We start from the raw sequence: 20,513 nt of genomic DNA, 5'->3' as shown, positions 1-20,513 counted from the left end.
ACGGCGGGCCCCGGTCAGGGGCCCACCAGCTCGTCCAGCACGTCGGCCGCCGCCCGCGCACCGCCGCAGGCCCGGACCACCTCGCCCAGCTCCTCGACGGCCGCCCGGTTCGCCGAGGCCGCCGACACCGCCGCGCGCAGCCCGTCCGGCGTCTCGTCCTCCAGCGCCACGCCCACGCCCAGCTCGGCGGCCCGTGCCGCGATGGCCCGCTGTTCGGGGATCTGCGGCACGGTCACCAGCGGCACGCCGTGGTGCAGCGACTCCATCACCGAGTTCATGCCCGCGTGGCTGACGAACACCGACGCGTGCCGCAGCACGGCGACCTGCGGCACGCGGGCGTGCGCCGAGACGTTCGCGGGCAGCGGCCCGAGCAGGGCGGGGTCGAGGTCGCCGATCGACATCACGACCTCCCACGGCCCGTCGCCGAACGCCGCCACGCAGGTCCGGTAGAAGTCGGGGCGCGAGTTGAACACCGTGCCCAGCGAGACCAGCAGCACCGGCGAGTCGGACGCCGGTGACCACCGCTCGGCCTGCTGCCAGGTGCCCAGCGACGGCCCCACGAAGTGGAACCGGTCGTCGAACGTGTCGGCGGCCGGCTGGAACGACTTCGGCACGAACACCACGTTCGTCGGCGCGACGTGGCCGAACATCAGGTTCGGGTCGTCGAGGAAGGTGAAGCCGGAGGCGAACTCCGCCATCCGGCCGATCGCGGCGACCAGCTCCGGGTGCTGGTGGTCGAAGTCCGGCGGCAGGTAGACCTGCGTGGCGGAGAACCGCTCGTTCTCGGCGAACGTGGGCACCAGCGCCACCTCGGGCACGTCGAGCAGGTTGGCCAGCATCCGCCCGGTGAAGGTCACGGAGTCGTAGCACACCGCGTCCGGCCGGTCCTGCTCGAAGTGCGCGGCCAGCACCGGGAACGACACCGCGGCGTCGTCGAGGAAGTGGTTCAGCGTCACGGCCAGCTGGTCGGCGGTGAACTCGCCCCGCGCGTCGAGGTCCGGCGGCAGCTCCGACGGCAGCACGACGGGGGTCGCGCCCGCCCGCGCCGCGCCGTCGGCGGTGGCGGGCCCGGTGGCGTAGCTGACCCGGTGACCGCGCCGGACCAGCTCCTCCACCAGCGGCAGGGTCGGGTTGACGTGCCCGGAGGCGGGCGCGCTGACGAACGCGAAGTGGGCCATCTCAGTCCTCCTCCAGCACCACGGGCAGCGTCTTGTGCCCGTTGGTGAAGAACGACCCCAACGGTCGCAGCTCGGCCGGCGGCACGGCGAGCCGAAGGTTCGGGAACCGTTCGAACAGCGCCCGCAACGCCACCGTGGCCTCCAGCCGCGCCAGCGGCGAGCCCAGGCAGTGGTGCACGCCGTGGCCGAACGCCAGGTGGTCGCGCCGCGACGGTCGGGTGAGGTCGAACTCCTCGGCGTTCGCGCCGTGCCGGGCCGGGTCGCGGCCGGCCGCGCCGAACGACACCAGGATCGCGTCGCCTCGGGCGATCTCGACACCGCCGACCCGCACGTCCCGCACCGCGTACCGCAGCGGCAGGTTCGGCACGGGCGCCTGCCAGCGCAGCGTCTCGTCCACCACGTCGTCCCAGGTGCTCGCGCCCGTGGTGACGCGGTCGAGCTGGGCCGGGTGGGTGGCCAGGGCGTGCACGGCGCTGTCGAGCAGGTTCACGGTGGTCTCGAAGCCCGCGCTGATGGTCAGCAGCAACGTGTCCAGCAGCTCCTGCTCGCCGAGCCGGCTGCCGTCCTCCTCGCGGGCCGCGATCAGGTCGGTGGTCAGGTCGTCGCCGGGGTTCGCGCGCTTCTCCGCGACCAGGCCTTTCAGCAGCATGTACAGCTCGGCGGACGCGCCCTGCACGCCGTCGGGGTCGGCGTCGAGGCTGAACACCGCCTCGACCAGGCGGCGCAGGTCCGCGCCGGTCCGCTCGGACAGCCCGAACAGGCCGCTGATCACCCGGATCGGCAGCTGGAACGCGAACTCCGCGCGCAGGTCGACCACTTCGCCGCGCGGCACGGCGGCCAGCCGGTCGACCAGCTCGGCGGTGATCGACTCGATCCGCGGGCGCAGGGCGTCGACGCGCCGCGCGGTGAACGCCTTGGCCACCAGCTTGCGCAGCCGGGCGTGGTCCTCGCCGTAGGCGGTGAACATGTTCTTCATCGCCACCCACATGATCAGCGGCCAGTCGGGCGGGATCTCGCCGTTGCGCCACGCGGGCCAGTGCCGGTTGGCGTCCTTGGAGACGTTCGGGTCCAGCAGCACCTCCTTGACGGCGTCGTGGCCGACCACCGCCCACGCGCCGACACCGCCGGGCAGCTCCACGGGCGTGGTGTGGCCGCGTTCGCGCAGCCGGGCGGCCTCGCCGAAGATGTCGGCGCCGGTCGGGTCGATGGTGTACCGCTCGACGGCCGGGATCTCGACCGACTGCGCCACGAACGCCGTGCCGCGCGCGGGCGGCTCGGTGACCTCCAGCAGGGCGGCGGTGAACCGGGAGCCCATGCCCAGGCCGATGACCATGATCGTGTCGCCGGGCTTCAGGTCCGCGTCGTTGAGCAGGTGGTCCACGCCGAGAAGTTGGTCGCACGGCCCGACGTGCCCGAGCTCGCGCAGGAACGGCCAGGTCGTGCGGCCGAGGTCGATGCCGAGCGGTTCCAGCACCACCACTTGCAGTTGCGCCAGGCCCAGGCCGGTGATGACGAACCGGGTGATGTCGGCGATCGCGACGCCACCTTCCTTCGCGGCCTGCTCGACCGCGCCGACCAGCGCCTCGCTCATCAGGGTCAGGTAGGGCGCGAGGCCGGTGACCTCGATGGGCGTGCGGTCGCGGTGGCCCAGCGGGTCGGGGATGGACGGGGTGGCGAGGACCTCCATCTGGGTGGCGGAGCTGTTGGCGGTCGCGACCAGGCGCGCTCGGCCGCCGTCGCGGGTGAGCACGGCCGCCGCCGCGCCGTCGGCGAGGAAGATGCCGACGGTGGGCTGCCAGCGCTCCCAGCGGGGCGGCCGGAACCGGGCGGTGGCGGTGACCAGGGTGGCGGTGGCGGACCGGTCGGCCACGAGGTGTGCGGCGGCGGCCTGGAGCGCGGCCGAGCCGCCGTTGCTGGTCGCCTCCACCTCGTAGACCAGGGCGTGGCCGAGGCCGAGGACGCGTTGGAGGTGGCACGAGGACGCCATGTGGTCCTGGTGGTCCATCTGGGCGTAGGCGGCCATGGCGATGTCCGCGCCGGTCAGCCCGGACTGGCGCAGCGCGCCGATCGCCGCGCGCACCGCCATGGCGTGCTCGGTGAGGTCGTCGGACCGGGTGAACGACGTGAAGTCCGACAGCGCGAGCAGCCGCCGCATGGTGTCGGTGTCGGGCACGGCGTCGGTCGCCGGCGTGCGCGGCGGCAGGTGTCGGCCGGTGCCCCCGATGTACACGTCATCCCAGATCATGGACGTTCCTCTCCCTGAGTTCGGACAACCCGGCGCCGTACCCCTGGAAGTCCGTGAGCCAGCTGCTGATCGCCAGGGCGGTGGCGGCGGAGTGCTGTTCCAGCACCGAGAAGTGGTCGCCGGGGACCACCACCGACTCCTGCCCGGACGGCGGTCGTTCGCCCGCGGTGCCGACGTGCAGCACCGGCGCGCCGGTCGGGGCCGGGCGCCACTGCCCGGCCAGGTCGAGGTAGCGGCCCATCGCGACCAGCCGGTCGTCGTCCACCGGGTGGACCTGGTGCTCGGGGTCGAGCACGCCGTCGAGCACCGCGCGCGGGTCGTCGGCGGGCGTGATCAGCACGAGCGCGGCCGGTGCCACGCCACCGGCTTCGAGGCGAGCCGCGACGGCACGGGCGAGCCACGCCCCGACCGACCGGCCGACCAGCGCGAACTCGCCCGTGGCCGTGTCCGCGACGGCCGAGGTGAGCGCGTCCACCAGGGCTTCGGCGGTGGCGGGCAGCGGGCCGCCGGTGAAACCGGGCAGCGGCAGGGCGGTCACGTCCCGCATCGCCTCCAACGCGGCGGCGAACCGCGCGTACTCCTCCACGCCGGTGAACGCCAGCGCGGACGGCAGGCAGACCAACGCGGGCGGCACGAAGCCGGTGGTGAGCTTCGCCGGCGTCACGTCGAGCCGGTCGGCGAGCGGGCCGAGCCGTGCCGCGGTGGCGAGCAGGTCGAGCCCGTCACGCGCGCGGTCCACGTCGATCGCCTTGCGCAGCAGGGTCTCCACCGGCCCGGCGTCCCGCTTGGCCGTGCCGCGCAACTGCCCGAAGAGGTGGTTGGCCAGTTGCGCGGGTGTCGGGAAGTCGAACACGGCGGTCGCGGCCAGCTCCAGGCCGGTGGCGGCGTTGAGCCGGTTGCGCAGCTCGATCGCGGTGAGCGAGTCGACGCCGTGGTCGCGGAACGCCTGCTGCGGGTCGGCGGCGAGCGGCGTGGTGTGGCCGAGGACGGCTGCGCTGTGGGTGGTGATGACGTCCAGCAGCAGTGCCCGCTGCTCGGGTTCGGCCAGCGCGGCGAGCCGTCCGATCAGGTCGGCCGGCGTGGCGGCGGGCGGCTTCGGGTGCCGTGCCCGGTCGCGCAGCAACGGCGTCCGCGCGGCCGCCCGGTCGAGGTGCGCGGGCACGAGCACGGGCAGGTCGGTCGCCAGGCCGGTGTCGAGCAGCGCCAACGCCCGCTCGGTCGGCAGCGGGTGCAGGCCGGCGCGGGCCAGCCGGTGCCGGTCGGCCTCGCCGAGGTGGCCGGTGATGCCGCTGTCCTGCGCCCAGTGCCCCCACGCCAGCGACACGGCGGGCAGGCCGAGCGCGTGCCGGTGGCGGGCCAGGGCGTCGAGGAACGCGTTGGCCGCCGCGTAGTTGGCCTGACCGGGGCTGCCCAGCACGCCCGCCACGGACGAGAACAGCACGAACGCGTCCAGGTCGTGGGTCAACTCGTGCAGGTGCCAGGCGGCGTCGACCTTGGGCCGCAGCACGGCGTCGAGCCGGTCGGGGGTGAGGGAGGTGACCACGGCGTCGTCCACGATCCCGGCGGTGTGCACGACCACGCGCAGGTCGTCGATCGTGGCGAGGAGCGCGGCCAGGGCGTCCCGGTCGGCGACGTCGCACGCGGCGGCGGTGACGCGCGCGCCGAGGTCGGCCAGCTCGGCCCGCAGCTGTGCCGCGCCGGGGGCGGCGATGCCGTGCCGTCCGACCAGAACCACGTGCCGCACCCCGTGCGCGGTGACGAGGTGGCGCGCGGTCAGGCCGCCGAGGACGCCGAACCCTCCGGTGATCAGCGCGGTCCCGCGCAGTGGGCGCGGTGTGCCGTCCTCGGCGGACTTGACCAGCCGGGGCGCGGACGGCGAGCCGTCGCGCAGTCGCAGGTGCGGTTCGGCTCGGGCGAACGCGGTCCGCACGGCGGCCGGGAGCGCCTGCCGGGACGCCTCCGTGCCGTCGTGGTCGACCAGCAGGAACCGACCGGGGTGCTCGGCCTGCGCGCTGCGCACCAGGCCCCGGGCCGCTTCCAGCGCCAGGTCGTCGTGTGCGGTGACGATCACCAGGCGGGTGTCGTCGGCCAACGCGCGCTGCACGTCTTGGAGCACTTGCCGGGTGAGGGCGTGGGTCTGCGCGACCGGGTCTCCGTCAGGGGTCACGAGTTCGCGGTACCGGGCCGGCACGTCCGGCGCGTCGGTGATCGGCACCGGCGTCCAGTCGAGGACGTGCAGCGAGTCGGGGTGCCGGGTGAGGGCGAGGCCGCCCAGCTCGACGGGGCGCAGCACCAGCGAGTCGATGGTGGCGACCGGTGTGCCCGCGGTGTCGGTGACGTGCACCGAATAGGTGTCCGGCGCGGTGGGTGACAGCACGACCCGCAGGGTGGCGGCCGTGCCGGTGATCGACGTGCCCGCGAACGAGAACGGCAGCCTGGCCAGGCCGTGGCCGTCGACCTCGGCGGTGATGCCGGTGAGCAGGGTGAGCGGCTGGATCGCCGCGTCCAGCAGGGCCGGGTGCAGGCCGTAGCCGGTGAGGCGGTCGTGCTCGGCGGGGAACGCGACCTCGGCGTGCAGGTCGTCGCCGTGCCGCCAGATCGCGCGCAGGCCCTGGAAGGTCGGGCCGTAGTCGTAGCCCGCGTCGGCGAGCGCGTCGTAGAGGGTGGTGATGTCGACGGGGGTCGCGCCGGCCGGTGGCCAGGTGGCGGGTCCGGTCGGCGGGGTGGCCGGTTCGGGGCGCAGGGCGCCGGTGGCGTGGCGGGTCCAGTCGTCCGGGTTGTCGGTGGTGCGCGAGTGGAGGGTGACGGCGCGTCGGCCGGTGTCGTCCGGCGCGCCGACGGTGACTTGGACGTGCGTGACGCCGTGCAGCGGCAGGGGCGCTTCGAGCACGAGTTCGGCCAGCACCGGGCAGCCGACCTGCCCGCCGGCGTGCAGGGCCAGCTCCACGAACCCGGTGGCGGGCAGCAGGGCCGTGCCCAGGACGGTGTGCTCGGCCAACCACGGTTGCGCCGCCGGCGCGAGCACACCGGTCAGCACCACGCCCTGCCCGTCCGGCAACCTCACCGCGGCCCGCAGCAACGGGTGGTCCAGCGCGTCCAACCCCGCGCCCGCCACGTCCGCCGGCGTGCTCGGCACCAACCAGAACGGTTCGTGCTGGAACGGGTAGGTGGGCAGGTCGAGGTGGACGCGCGAGGCGGGCGGCCGCCAGTCCGCGCCCTGCTCCCAGAGGCGGCCGAGGGCGGCGAGGAGGCGTTCGGGCTCGTCGTGGTCGCGCCGCATCACGCCGTTCGGCACGAGCGTCGGATGCGGCCCGATCTCCAGGAACGTCGTCACACCATTGGCGTGCAACCACTCCAGAGCGTCCGCGAACCGCACGGGCTCCCGCACCTGCCGCACCCAATACCCGGCGTCGAACGCCGTGCCTGCGGAGGGGTACCCGCCCAGGGGATCCCTGTTGTCAACGCTACTCGAAACGTCCGACAAAACCGTCGACACAATCGGGATCTGTGGACAACCGAACGACAGCCCTTCCACAACCCGCGAGAACTCGGCCAACATCGGATCCATGTGCGCGGAGTGGAAGGCATGACTCACCGGGAGCCAGCGCGTCTCGCGTCCCCGTTCCCGCCACAGCTCGGCCATCCGCAGCACCGCGTCCTCGTCACCGGAGATCACCACCGCGTCAGGGCCGTTGACGGCGGCGAGCTCGACACCGTCAGCCAAGGTGATCTCCGCCTCGGTCGCCCGGATCGCGACCATCGCGCCACCGGTCGGCAGCTCCTGCATCAACCGGCCCCGCGCCGACACCAACGTGCAAGCGTCCTCAAGGCTGAGCACCCCGGACACGTGCGCGGCGGCGATCTCACCCACCGAATGACCCACCAGATAATCGGGCCGCACGCCCAACGACTCCACCAATCGGTACAGCGCGACCTCGACCGCGAACAACGCCGCCTGCGTATGCCGCGTCTGGTCGAGGTCGACCTCCCACAACGCCAACCCGAGCCGCCCGCACACCTCCTCCAACGTCGAGGCGAACACCGGGTACGCCGCCGCCAACCGCTCACCCATCCCCCGCCACTGCGACCCCTGCCCGGAGAACACGAACGCCGTCTTGCCGGGGCGGGCCTTCTCGATCGGCGCGTCGGCCAACGCGTCCAGGTCGGCCAGGAGCGTGGCCGGGTCGGTGAGGGCGGCACGGTATCCGAACACGGTGCGCGCCGCCAGGGCCGAGCCGACGGCCGGGTCGTCGGCGAAGTCGCGCAGCCGGCGGGCCTGGGCGCGCAGGGCCTGCGGGGTCTTGGCCGACAGCAGCCACGGCATCGGCTCGACCACCGCGACCGGTTCACCCGCGGGTGCTTGCTCGAGGATCACGTGGGCGTTGGTGCCGCTGATCCCGAACGCCGACACCCCGGCCCGGCGCGGCCGATCGGTCCCCGGCCACGGCCGGGTCTCGGTGAGCAGCCGGATCTCGCCCCGCTCCCACTCCACGTGCGGTGTCGGCTCGTCCACGTGCAGCGTCTTCGGCAGGTGACCGTGCCGCAGGGCCTCGACCACCTTGATCACACCGGCGACACCCGCCGCCGCCTGGGTGTGGCCGATGTTCGACTTCACCGACCCCAACCACAACGGCTCCGACCGGTCCTGACCATAAGTGGCCAACAACGCCTGGGCCTCGATGGGATCGCCCAACGTCGTACCCGTGCCGTGCGCCTCCACCACGTCCACATCGGACGGTGAGAGCCCCGCGTTGGCCAACGCCTGCCGGATCACCCGCTCCTGCGACGGACCGTTGGGCGCGGTGAGCCCGTTGGACGAGCCGTCCTGGTTCACCGCCGAACCAGCCACCACCGCCAGCACCCGGTGGCCGTGGCGACGGGCGTCCGACAGCCGTTCCAGCAGCACGAGGCCCGCGCCCTCACCCCAACTCGTGCCGTCGGCCGCGGCGGCGAAGGACTTCGAGCGGCCGTCCGCGGACAGGCCGTGCTGCCGGGAGAACTCCACGAAGCTCGCCGGTGTGGCCATGACCGTGACGCCACCGGCCAACGCCAGGTCGCACTCCCCCGACCTCAACGCCTGCGCCGCCAGATGGATCGCCACCAACGACGACGAACACGCCGTGTCCACCGACACCGCCGGACCCTCCAACCCCAACAGGTACGACACCCGCCCGGACGTCACGCTGGTCGCCGTACCGGTGGCGAGGTAACCCTCGACGTCCCGGGACACCTGGTCGACGCCGCCCGCGTACCCCGACGCCCAACTCCCGGTGAACACCCCGGTCCGGCTGCCCCGCAACGACGTCGGGTCGATCCCCGCGTGCTCGAACGTCTCCCACGCCGTCTCCAGCACCAACCGCTGCTGCGGGTCCATCGCCAACGCCTCACGCGGCGAGATCCCGAAGAACGCCGCGTCGAACCCACCCACGTCCGCCAGGAACCCGCCGGACCGCGTGTAACTCGTGCCCGGCCCGCCGTCCGGGTCGTAGAGCCGGGCGACGTCCCAGCCCCGGTCCGCGGGGAAGTCGCCGATCGCGTCCACGCCCTCGGCCACGAGCCGCCACAGGTCCGCCGCCGACGTGACGCCGCCCGGGAACCGGCAGCCCGTGCCGACGACCACGACCGGGTCGTCGGTCCGCGCCGCGGCGACCGGCGCGACGGTGGGCCGGGCCGCACCGAGCAGGACTTCCCGCAGGTGGTCGACCAGCTTCGCCGGGGTCGGGTGGTCGAACGTCATGGTCGCGGACAGCCGGACCCCGACCGCCGCCGACAGCCGGTTGCGCAGCTCCACGGCGGTCAGCGAGTCGAACCCGAGGTCTTTGAACGCCCGGTCGGCGTCGACCCCGTCCGTGCGACCGAGCACGGCCGCGCTGTGCGTCGTGACCAACTCCAGCAGGGCCACGCGCTGCTCGGCTTCGGGCAGCGCGCCGAGGTTCCGCCCCACGGCCGATGTCCGGACCGGTCGGCGACGGGTCAGCGCACGCAGCACCGGCTGGTCACCCAGCGCCGCCACGCGCAGCCCGGCGGCCACGAGGGTCGGTTCGGGCGCGGTGAGGGCGGCGTCGAACAGGGCCAGGCCGTGCTCGGTGGACAGCGGCACGACCCCGGACCGCGCCAGCCGACGCCGGTCGGCTTCGGCGAGGTTCCCGGTCAGGCCGCTGGCCTGCGCCCACTGCCCCCAGGCGACCGACACCGCGGGCAGGCCCTGCCGGCGGCGGTGTTCGGCCAAGGCGTCGAGGGAGGCGTTGGCGGCGGCGTAGTTGCCCTGGCCCGCGCTGCCGAGCACGCCGGCGGCCGACGAGAACAGCACGAACGCGCTCAGGTCGAGGTGGCGGGTCAGCTCGTGCAGGTGGCGGGCGGCCTCGGACTTCGCGGTGCGCACGGCGGCGAGCCGTTCGGGGGTCAGCGACTCGATCAGGCCGTCGTCCAGCGTGCCGGCCGCGTGCACCACGGCGGTGAGGTCGGGGATGCCCGCCAGGACCGCGGCCAACGCCTCCCGGTCGCCGACGTCGCACGCGACCGCGGTGACGTCCGCGCCGGGGAGGTCGACCGTCGCGCCGGACCGGCTGACCAGCACGAGCTTGCGCACGCCGTGCGCGGTGACGAGGTGCCGGGCGACGTGACCGCCGAGCGTGCCGCCGCCGCCCGTGACGAGCACCGTGCCGTCCGGGTCGAGGGGTGCGGGGACGGTCAGCACGACCTTGCCGACGTGCCCGGCCTGGCTCATGTGCCGCAACGCCTCCGACGCCCGCCGCACGTCCCACGCGGTGATCGGCGGCACGGCCAGCTCACCGGCCACGAGCAGCCGCACGACCTCGGCCAGCACTTCGCCGAGCCGCTCGGGCCCGGCCTCGGCCAGGTCGAACGCCCGGTAGCCGGGCGCGTCACGGATGTCGGCCTTGCCCATGTCCACGAACCGGCCGCCGTCGGCCAGCAGCCGCAGGGACGCGTCGGTGAACTCGCCGGTCAACGAGTTCAGCACCACGTCCACGCGCGGGAAGCGCTGTTCGAACTCCAGCGTCCGCGACGACGCGATGTGGTCCTCGGGCAGTCCCAGACCGCGCAGCACGTCCCACTTGCCGGGGCTCGCGGTGGCGAACACCTCCGCACCCAGCCGCTGGGCCAGTTGGATGGCGGCCATGCCGACGCCACCCGCGCCGGAGTGGATCAGCACCCGGTCGCCCGCGCCGAGCCCTCCGAGGTCGGCCAGGCCGTACCAGGCGGTCAGGAACGCCACCGGCACCGCGGCGGCCCGGCTGAACGACCACTCGGCGGGCATCGGGACGAGCACCCGGTGGTCGGCGACGGCGGCGGGCCCGAACGCCCCTGGCAGCAGGCCGAGCACCCGGTCGCCGGGGCGCAGGCCGGTGACGGCCGAGCCGACCTCGGTGACCACGCCCGCGCCTTCGCTGCCGAGCACCGCCGGCACCGGGTAGACGCCGAGGGCGATCAGGACGTCCCGGAAGTTCACCCCGGCCGCCCGCACCCGGACGCGCACCTCGTGCGGCCGCAACGGCTCTTCGGCCGTCTCGGCGAACGCCAGGTCGTCCAGGTCGCCGGTGTCGGGTGGCACGAGCGAGCCGGTGGGGACCGGACGGGCGGTGGTCCGGACGAGCCGGGGCACGTGCGCCACGCCGCGGCGGACCGCGACCTGGTCTTCGTCGTCCGGCACCACCAGCGGTGAGCCGTCGGTGTCGACGAGCACGAACCGGCCGGGGTGCTCGGCCTGCGCGGCCCGGACCAGGCCCCACACGGCCGCGCCGTCGAGGTCGTCCACCCGGTCACCGGGCACGGCGGCCACCGCGTCACGGGTGTGCACGACCAGGCGCGTGTCCCCGTCCTCGGCCAGGAACGCCTGGAGCAGTTCCAGCGCTTCCTCGGTCGATCGCGGTGACACCACCCGCTCCGGGGCGGCCGTGGTGCCGTCACGGCGGATCCAGTCCAGCCTGAACAACGCGTCGTCGGCCGGCCGCGCCAACGGGCGGGTGGTGACCGAGCCGATGGTGACGACCGGCGCGCCGGAGTCGTCGGCGAGCGCGACCGCGTACCCGTCGGCGGCCGTGCCCGACAGCCTCACCCGCGCGGTGGTCGCGCCCGTGCGGTGGACCGTGATGCCGGCGAGGGAGAACGGCAGCCGCACGTCACCGGTCGTGCCCGCGAGCAGCGCCAGCGGTTGCAGGGCGGCGTCGAGCAACGCGGGGTGCGTGCCGTAGCCGACACCGTCGTCCACCGCGACCTCGGCGAACACCTCGCGGTCGGTCCGCCACACCGCCCGCACGCCTTGGAACGCGGGACCGTGCTCGTAGCCCGCGGCGGCCAGCGCGTCGTAGAGCTCGCGCACGTCGACCGGCCGTGCCCCGGCAGGCGGCCAGCTCGGCGGGAACGCGGGCGCGGGGACCGGTTCGGCGGCGAGCGTGCCGGTGGCGTGCCGCACCCAGCCGTCCCGCCCCTGCGAGCGGACCTCCACCGGATGGCGGCCCGTGTCGTCCGCCGCGCCGACCACGACCTGCACCCGCACCGCGCCGTCGAGGGCCAGCGGCGCTTCGAGGACCAGTTCCTCGACCGTCGCGCGGCCGACCACGCCGGCCGCGTGCGCGACGAGTTCCACGAACGCCGTCGCGGGAAGCAGCACGGTCCCGAGCACGGCGTGGTCGGCCAGCCACGGGTGCGTGGCCGTGCCGACCGTGCCGGTCAGCACCACGGCCCGCTCGCCGGGCAGTGCCACGGACGCGCCGAGCAGCGGGTGGTCGACCGGGTCCAGACCCGCGCCGGACACGTCACCCGGGCCGCCGGGCGTCAGCCAGAAGCGCTCCCGCTGGAACGGGTAGGTGGGCAGCCCGGCCGACGCCGTCGGCGTGACGCCCCAGTCGACGTCCACGCCCAGCACGAACAGCCGTGCGGCGGCGGCCAGGAAGTCACCGCGCCCGCCCTGGTCGCGGCGCAACGTCCCACCGGCCGCGGTGTCCAGCTCGGCCAACGCGGGCAGGAGCACCGGGTGCGGGCTGACCTCCACGAACACCGGCGACCCCGCGGCCGACACCGCACGGGCCACCTGCTCGAACAGCACCGGTTCGCGCAGGTTGCGGTACCAGTAGGCGGCGTCGAGCCCGGCGGTGTCGATCACCTCGCCGGTCACCGCGGAGTGGAACGGGATCCGGCCGGACGACGGCGTGAGGTCGGCGAGGTCGGTCAGCAGCCGGTCGCGGATGGCCTCGACGTGCGCGGAGTGGGCGGCGTAGTCCACCGGCAGGCGGCGGGCGCGGAGGTCGCCCGCTCCGGCCAGCAGCTCGTCCAGCGCGTCGGTGTCACCGGACACGACCACCGAGCCGGGCGCGTTGACCACCGCGACGGTCAGCCGCCCGCCCCACCGCGCCAGGTGGGCCGCGGCCCGGTCGGCGGACAGGCCGAGCGACACCATCCCGCCCCGGCCGGAGATCTCGACCAGGGCCTTGCTCCGCAGGGCGACCACCCGGGCGGCGTCCTCCAGCGACAGCGCGCCCGCGACGTGCGCGGCGGCGATCTCGCCCTGCGAGTGGCCGACGACCAGGTCCGGTTCGACCCCGACCGACTGCCACAGCCGGGCCAGCGCCACCATCATCGCGAACAGCGCGGGCTGCACCACGTCGACCCGGTCCAGCTCGCCGCCGTGCAGCACCTCGACCAACGACCAGTCGACGTGCGGCGCCAACGCCCGCGCGCACGCGTCGACCGCGTCGCGGAACACCGGTTCCGACGCGTACAGGTCGCGCCCCATGCCGACCCACTGCGCGCCCTGACCGGGGAACACGAACACCGTCCGGTCCCGCGTGCCCGTCCCGGACACCACTTCGGAGCCCAGGACGGCCGCCCGGTGCGGAAAACGGGTCCGGGCCGCGAGCGCCCGGCCGACGTCCGCGTCGGGGTGGCTCGCGGCGAACTCCCGCAGCCGCCGGACCTGGTCCCGCAGCGCGGTTCCGGTCTTCGCCGACACCAGCCACGGCAGGTCACCGCCCGCGGTCGTCACGGCCGGGTCGGGCGACTGCTCCAGCACGACGTGCGCGTTGGTGCCGCTGATCCCGAACGACGACACGGCGGCCCGCCGGGGTCGTCCGGTCCGCGGCCACGCGACCGGTTCGGTGAGCAGCCGGAGGTGGCCCGCCTCCCAGTCCACGTGCGGGGTCGGCTCGTCCACGTGCAGCGTCTTGGGCAACCGGCCGTGCTGGAGGGCCAGCACCATCTTGATCACGCCCGTGACGCCCGCCGCCGCCTGGGTGTGGCCGATGTTCGACTTCACCGATCCCAGCCACAACGGCTCGGACCGGTCCTGGCCGTAGGTGGCCAGGAGGGCTTGCGCCTCGATCGGGTCACCGAGCGACGTGCCGGTGCCGTGCGCTTCCACCGCGTCCACTTCGGACGGTGACAGGCCCGCGTTCGCCAGGGCCTGCCGGATCACCCGTTCCTGCGACGGACCGTTGGGCGCGGTGAGCCCGTTGGAGGCGCCGTCGGAGTTGACCGCCGTGCCGGCCAGCACCGCGAGCACCCGGTGGCCGTTGCGGCGGGCGTCGGACAGGCGTTCCAGCAGCACGAGGCCCGCGCCCTCGCCCCAGCTGGTGCCGTCGGCGGCGGCGGAGAACGGCTTGCAGCGACCGTCGGCCGCCAGGCCGCGCTGCCGGGAGAACTCGGTGAACCCGACCGGGGTCGCGATGACCGTGACGCCGCCGGCCAGCGCCAGGTCGCACTCGCCCGTGCGCAGCGCCTGCGCGGCCAGGTGCAGCGCGACCAGCGACGACGAGCAGGCCGTGTCGAGCGAGACCGCGACGCCTTCCAGCCCGAGCAGGTAGGCGATCCGGCCCGACACCACGCTGGTCGCCGCGCCCGTGCCGAAGTGACCCTCCACGGCGGTGGGCGTGCCGTAGCCGGAGGCCCAGATGCCGGTGAACACGCCCGTGCGGCTGCCCCGCAACGACCGCGGGTCGATCCCGCCGTGCTCGAGGGTCTCCCAGGCGGTCTCCAGCAGCACCCGTTGCTGGGGGTCCATCGCCAACGCCTCGCGCGGCGAGATCCCGAAGAAGTCGGCGTCGAACCCGGCCACGTCGGACAGGAACCCGCCGCGACGGGTGTAGGTGGTGCCGGGGTGGTCGGGATCGGGGTGGTAGAGGCGGTCGAGGTCCCAGCCGCGGTCGGTCGGGAAGTCCGTGGTGGCGTCCACCCCGTCGGACACGAGCCGCCACAGGTCGTCCGGTGACGCGACTCCACCGGGCAGCCGACAGCCCATGCCCACGATGACGATCGGGTCGTCGTCCACGGTCCGCACGACCGGTGCGGCGGCTTCCGCCCGCGTGCCGACGATCTCGCCGCGCAGGAAGTCCGCCAGGCGGGCCGGGGTGGGGTGGTCGAACGTCACGGTGGCGGGCAGCCGCAGACCGGTGGCCGTGCCCAGGCGGTTGCGCAGCTCCACGGCGGTCAGCGAGTCGAACCCGAGGTCGGCGAACGGCTGCCGGGTGTCGACGGCGTCCGGCGAGGCGTGCCCGAGGACGGTGGCGGTGTGCGCCGTGACGACGTCGAGCACCGCCGCCACCTGTTCGGCTTCGGGCAGCGACCGCAGCCGGTCGGCCAGCGCTCCCCGGTGGACCGGCCGTTTGGCCCGCCTGCGGCTCACCAGCCCACGCAGGGCTGAGGGCGGCGCGGGCGTGCGGGCCAGGGCGGGCACGTTCAGCGTGACGGGTGCGACGGCGGCCCGGTCGGCGGCCAGGGCCGCGTCGAACAGGTCCAGCGCGTGCCCGGTGGTCAGCGGCACGACGCCGGCGCGGGTCAGGCGGTGGCGGTCGGCGTCGGAGAGGTGGCCGGTCATGCCGCTGGTCTCGGCCCAGTACCCCCAGGCCAGCGACACGGCGGGCAGGCCGAGGGCGCGCCGGTGCACGGCCAGGGCGTCGAGGAACGCGTTGGCGGCGGCGTAGTTGGCCTGGCCGGGACTGCCCAGCACCCCGGCGGCGGACGAGAACAGCACGAACGCGCTCAGGTCGAGGTGCCGGGTCAGCTCGTGCAGGTGCCAGGCCGCCCGTACCTTGGGCGCGAACACGTCGGCCACCTGCTGAGCGGTCAACGCGGTGACCACGGCGTCGTCCAGCACCCCGGCCGCGTGCACGACCGCCGTGAGGTCGGGGATCGAGGCGAGCAGGTCCGCGAGCTGGTCGCGGTCGGTGACGTCGCAGGCGACCACGCGCACGTCCGCGCCCTCGATCCGCACCTCGCCACCGCGACGGCCGACCAGCACCAACCGCCGCACGCCGTGCGCGGCGACCAGGTGCGCGGCGACCGCGCGGCCGAGCGTGCCCGTGCCGCCGGTGATCAGCACCGTGCCGTCGAGGGCCGCGGGCAGGGTCAGCACGATCTTGCCGATGTGCTGCGCCTGGCTCATGTGCCGGAACACGTCCACCGCGTCGCGCACGCCCCGGACGTCGATCGGCAGCGGGGCCAGGACGCCGTCGGCGATGGCGCGCACGACCTCGGCCAGGATCTCGCCGAGCCGCTCCGGGCCCGCGTCGGCGATGTCGAACGCCGTGTAGTCCACGCCGGTGTCGGTGCGGATGTCGGTCTTGCCCATCTCCACGAACCGGCCACCGGGCGCGAGCAGCCGCAGGGACGCGTCGGTGAACTCGTCGGCCAACGAGTTCAGCACCACGTCCACGGGCGGGAAGCGCTGCTCGAACTCCACCGTTCGGGAGGACGCGATGTGGTCCTCGGGCACGCCCAGACCGCGCAGCACGTCCCACTTGGCGGGGCTCGCCGTGGCGAACACCTCCGCGCCCAGGTGCCGGGCGAGCTGGATCGCGGCCATGCCGACGCCACCGGTGCCGGCGTGGACGAGCACCCGGTCCCCCGGTCGGACGCGCCCCAGGTCGACCAGCCCGTACCAGGCGGTCAGGAACACCACCGGGACCGAGGCCGCCCGCGCGAACGGCCAGTGGTCCGGCATCGGCGCGAGCACCCGGTGATCGGCGACGGCCACCGGCCCGAACGCCCCCGGCACCAGGCCGAACACCCGGTCGCCCGGCCGGAACCGGTCGACGCCGGGACCGACGTCCAGCACGATCCCCGCGCCCTCGCCGCCCATCAACGCCTCGCCGGGGTAGACGTCGAGCGCGATGAGCACGTCACGGAAGTTCAGGCCCGCCGCGCGCAGCGCGATCCGCACCTGTCCCGGCGCCAACGGCCCGGTCAGCTCCGGCCGCGGCACGAGCGCGAGGTCGTCCAGGCTGCCCGTGCCCACGTCCTCCAGCCGCCACGGCCCGTCCGGCGGGGTGAGCGCGCGGTCCACCCGCACGAGCCGAGGCGCGAGCAGGGTTCCCCGGCGCACCGCCAGCTCCGACTCGTCGGCCAGGCTGCCGTCCCACGAGTCGTCCGCGTCGACCAGCACGAACCGGCCGGGGTGCTCGGCCTGCGCCGCGCGCACCAGGCCCCACACCGCGCTGTGGGCCAGGTCGAGCACGTCACCGGGGACGGCGGCCACCGCGTCGCGGGTGACGACGACCAACCGGTCCGGGCCGTCCTGGATGGCGGCCAGCGCTTCCCGCACCGCCGCCAGCGCCTGGTCGGGGGTGTCGCCGGGGTGGGTCGACACGTGGTGGCGGGCTTCGGCGGTGGTGTCACCGGTGACCGGGGTCCACTTGAGCTGGAACAGGTCGTCGGGGGCGTCGGCGAAGGCCCGCACGGCCACCGACCGCACCGACGCGACCGGGGTGCCGTCGAGGTCGGCGAGCGCCACGGACCAGGTGTCGGGGCCGCCGGCCAGCCGCACGCGCAGCACCCGTGCGTCGGTGGGGCGCAGCACCGCGTCGGTGAACGCGAACGGCAGCTTGGCCGGGCCGTCCGGGATCAGCAGTGCCATCGGGTGCAGGGCCGCGTCGAGCAGCGCGGGGTGCGGGGCGAACCGGCCCTCGGCGGCCGTCTCCACCTCGGCGAGCACCTCGTCGCCGACCCGCCACGCCGCCGTGACGCCTTGGAACGCGGGGCCGTAGTCGTAGCCGAGGGCGGCGAACGCGTCGTAGAGGTCGGTGACGTCGAGCGGTTCGGCGTCCGGTGGCGGCCAGGGCGTGGACCACGCGGGCGCGGGCACGTCACCGAGCGTGCCGGTGGCGTGCCGGACCCACTCGTCGGTGTGGGAGTGCACGGTGACGGAACGCAGACCGGTCTCGTCGGGCGGACCCACGACCACTTGGAGCCGCACCACGTCCTGGTCGAGCACCAGCGGGGTCTCCAGCACGAGTTCGCGCACGCCGGGTGCGCCGACCTTCGCGGCGGCGTGGGCGGCGAGTTCGAGGAACGCCGTGCCGGGCAGCAGCACGGAGCCGCGCACGGCGTGGTCGGCCAGCCACGGGTGGGTGGGCAGCGACACCGTGCCGGTGAGCGCCGCGCCCCCGTCGGGCAGGTCCACCACCGTGGTCAGCACCGGGTGGTCGCCGACGCTCCCGGCCACCGGGCTCAGCCAGAACCGCTGCCGCTGGAACGGGTAGGTGGGCAGGTCGGCGGGCGTGATGCCGGTCGGGAGGCGCCAGTCGACGGCCACGCCCCGGACGTGCAGCCGGGCGAGGGCCGTGCGGAACTCCTCCGGCTGGTCGCGGCGCAGCGTGCCGGTGACCAGGACGTCGGTGCCCTCGGCCGTCTCCTCGATCGCCGAGGTGACCACCGGGTGCGGGCTGACCTCCACGAACACGCCGTGGCCGTGGTCGAGCACGGCGCGCGTGGCGTGGTCGAACCGCACCGGCTCGCGCAGGTTGCGGTACCAGTAGTCGACGTCGAGGTCGTCGGCGGGCGCGCCCGTCACGGTCGAGTACAGCGGGACGACGGCGGGCCGCGCGGTGATGCCGGACAGGTCGTGCTGGAGCTGCTCGCGCAGCGCCTCGACCTCGGCGGAGTGGGCGGCGTAGTCGACCGGTAGCGCGCGGGCCCGGATGTCGTCGGCGGCGCAGGCGGCGAGCAGGTCGTCCAGGTCGCGGGCGTTGCCGGAGACGACGACCGCGCCGGGCGCGTTGACCACGGCGACGGTGAGCCTGCCGGCCCACCGTTCGAGGTAGTCCGCGGCACGGTCGGGTGACAACGCCACGGACACCATGCCGCCTCGGCCGGCCAGCGACACCAGCGCCTTGGCGCGCCGCGCGACGATCTTGGCGGCGTCGGCGAGGGACAGGATGCCGGCCACGTGCGCGGCGGCGATCTCGCCCTGGGAGTGGCCGACGACCGCGTCCGGGACGACGCCGTGCGAGCGCCAGAGCCCGGCCAACGACACCATCACGGCGAACAGCGCCGGCTGCACCACGTCCACCCGGTCGAGCGGGCCGCCGCGCAGCACGTCGACCAGGGACCAGTCCACGTGCGGGGCCAGGGCTTCGGCGCAGGCGTCGACGTGGGCGCGGAACACCTCGGACGTGTCGTACAGCTCGCGGCCCATGCCCGGCCACTGCGCGCCCTGGCCGGGGAACACGAACACGGTCTTGCCGGGGACGCCGACCTCACCGGTGACCAGGCCGGGTGCGCCCCGGCCGTCCGCCAGCGCGTCGAGCCCGGAGCGGTGGTCGGCGAGGAGGACGGCGCGGTGCTCGAAGGTGGTGCGGTCGGCGAGGGCCCGGGCGATGTTCGGGGCGGGGGCGTCGACCGCTGCGAGGCGTTGAGCTTGGGCGATCAGGGCTTGCGGGGTGCGCGCGGACAGCAGCCACGGCAAGTCCGCGTCCACTGTGGACGAAGGTTCGGCAGGCACGTGTTCGAGGATCACGTGGGCGTTGGTGCCACTGATGCCGAACGACGACACGGCGGCCCGCCGGGGACGTCCGGTTCGCGGCCACGCGACCGGCTCGGTGAGCAGCGTGACGTCACCGGCGGTCCAGTCGACGTGGTGGGTGGGCCGGTCGACGTGCAGGGTGCGCGGGAGGGTGCCGTGCCGCATCGCCAGGATCATCTTGATCACGCCCGCGACCCCGGCGGCGGCCTGCGTGTGGCCGAGGTTCGACTTGATCGAGCCCAGGCGCAACGGCTCGGCGCGGTCCTGGCCGTAGGTGGCCAGCAGGGCCTGCGCCTCGATCGGGTCGCCGAGCGTGGTGCCGGTGCCGTGCGCCTCGACCGCGTCCACGTCGGACGGCTCCAGGCGGGCGTTCGCCAGGGCTTGGCGGATCACGCGTTCCTGCGAGGGGCCGTTGGGCGCGGCGAGGCCGTTGGACGCGCCGTCCTGGTTCACCGCGCTGCCGCGCACGACGGCCAGCACACGGTGGCCGTTGCGGAGCGCGTCGGACAGGCGTTCCAGCAGCACCAGGCCCGCGCCCTCGGACCAGCTCGTGCCGTCGGCGGCGTCGGCGAACGCCTTGACCCGCCCGTCCGGGGCCAGGCCGCGCTGCCGGGCGAACTCCACGAACCCCGCCGAGGTCGCCATGACCGTGACGCCGCCCGCCAACGCCATCGTGCACTCCCCGGCCCGCAGCGCCTGCGCGGCCAGGTGGATCGCCACCAGGGACGACGAGCAGGCCGTGTCCACCGACACCGCCGCGCCTTCCAGGCCGAGCAGGTAGGACACCCGGCCGGACGTGGTGCTGGTGGCGATGCCGGTGGCGAGGAAGCCTTCCAGGTCCGGCGGCGGTTGGGCGGCGTAACCCGAGGACCACACGCCGGTGAACACGGCGGTACGGGTGCCGCGCAACGACGTCGGGTCGATGCCCGCGTGCTCGAACGTCTCCCAGGCCGTTTCGAGCAGCACGCGTTGCTGCGGGTCCATCGCCAACGCCTCACGCGGCGAGATGCCGAAGAACGCCGCGTCGAAGCCACCGGGATCGGTGAGGAACCCGCCGGAACGCGCGTAGGTCGCGCCCGGCCGGTCGGGGTCCGGGTCGTGGGTGACGTCCCAGCCGCGGTCGGTCGGGAAGTCGCCGATCGCGTCCACGCCGTCGGCGACCAGCCGCCACAGCTCGTCCGGCGACCCGACGCCGCCCGGGTAGCGGCAGCCCAGGCCGATGACGGCGATCGGCTCGCGGGCGGCCTCCTCCACCTCGGCCAGGCGCTTGCCCATCACCCGCAGGTCGGCCGTGGCGCGCTTGAGGTAACTGCGGAGCTTGTCTTCGTCGGCCATG

General features: G+C 74.8%; 2 protein-coding genes and 1 pseudogene. All 3 read right to left on the bottom strand.

Annotated elements, in window-relative coordinates:
- Positions 1–14 precede the first annotated feature (14 nt).
- Positions 15–1,178: a macrolide family glycosyltransferase gene (locus LZG04_RS25775; protein ID WP_233821320.1), complete on the bottom strand. Its 1,164-nt coding sequence runs from the start codon at positions 1,176–1,178 to the stop codon at positions 15–17.
- Between the two features lies 1 nt (position 1,179).
- On the bottom strand, positions 1,180–3,423 hold the full coding sequence (locus LZG04_RS42690) for a cytochrome P450 (RefSeq protein WP_308199306.1): 2,244 nt from the start codon (positions 3,421–3,423) through the stop codon (positions 1,180–1,182).
- Positions 3,410–20,512 (bottom strand): annotated as a pseudogene (locus tag LZG04_RS25760) (type I polyketide synthase); the annotation flags it as partial. The gene LZG04_RS42690 and the pseudogene LZG04_RS25760, both read right to left, overlap by 14 nt.
- Position 20,513 lies beyond the last annotated feature (1 nt).

The sequence above is a fragment of the Saccharothrix sp. S26 genome (genome assembly GCF_021390395.1).
Taxonomy (GTDB): domain Bacteria; phylum Actinomycetota; class Actinomycetes; order Mycobacteriales; family Pseudonocardiaceae; genus Actinosynnema.
The sequence above is the reverse complement of the archived record's forward strand: the minus strand, read 5'-3'. Positions and strand labels throughout refer to the sequence as shown.

Excerpts from the sequence above, each read along its gene's own strand:
- LZG04_RS25775 (WP_233821320.1), bottom strand. The coding sequence starts at position 1,178 with ATGGCCCACTTCGCGTTCGTCAGCGCGCCCGCCTCCGGGCACGTCAAC.
- LZG04_RS42690 (WP_308199306.1), bottom strand. The coding sequence starts at position 3,423 with ATGATCTGGGATGACGTGTACATCGGGGGCACCGGCCGACACCTGCCG.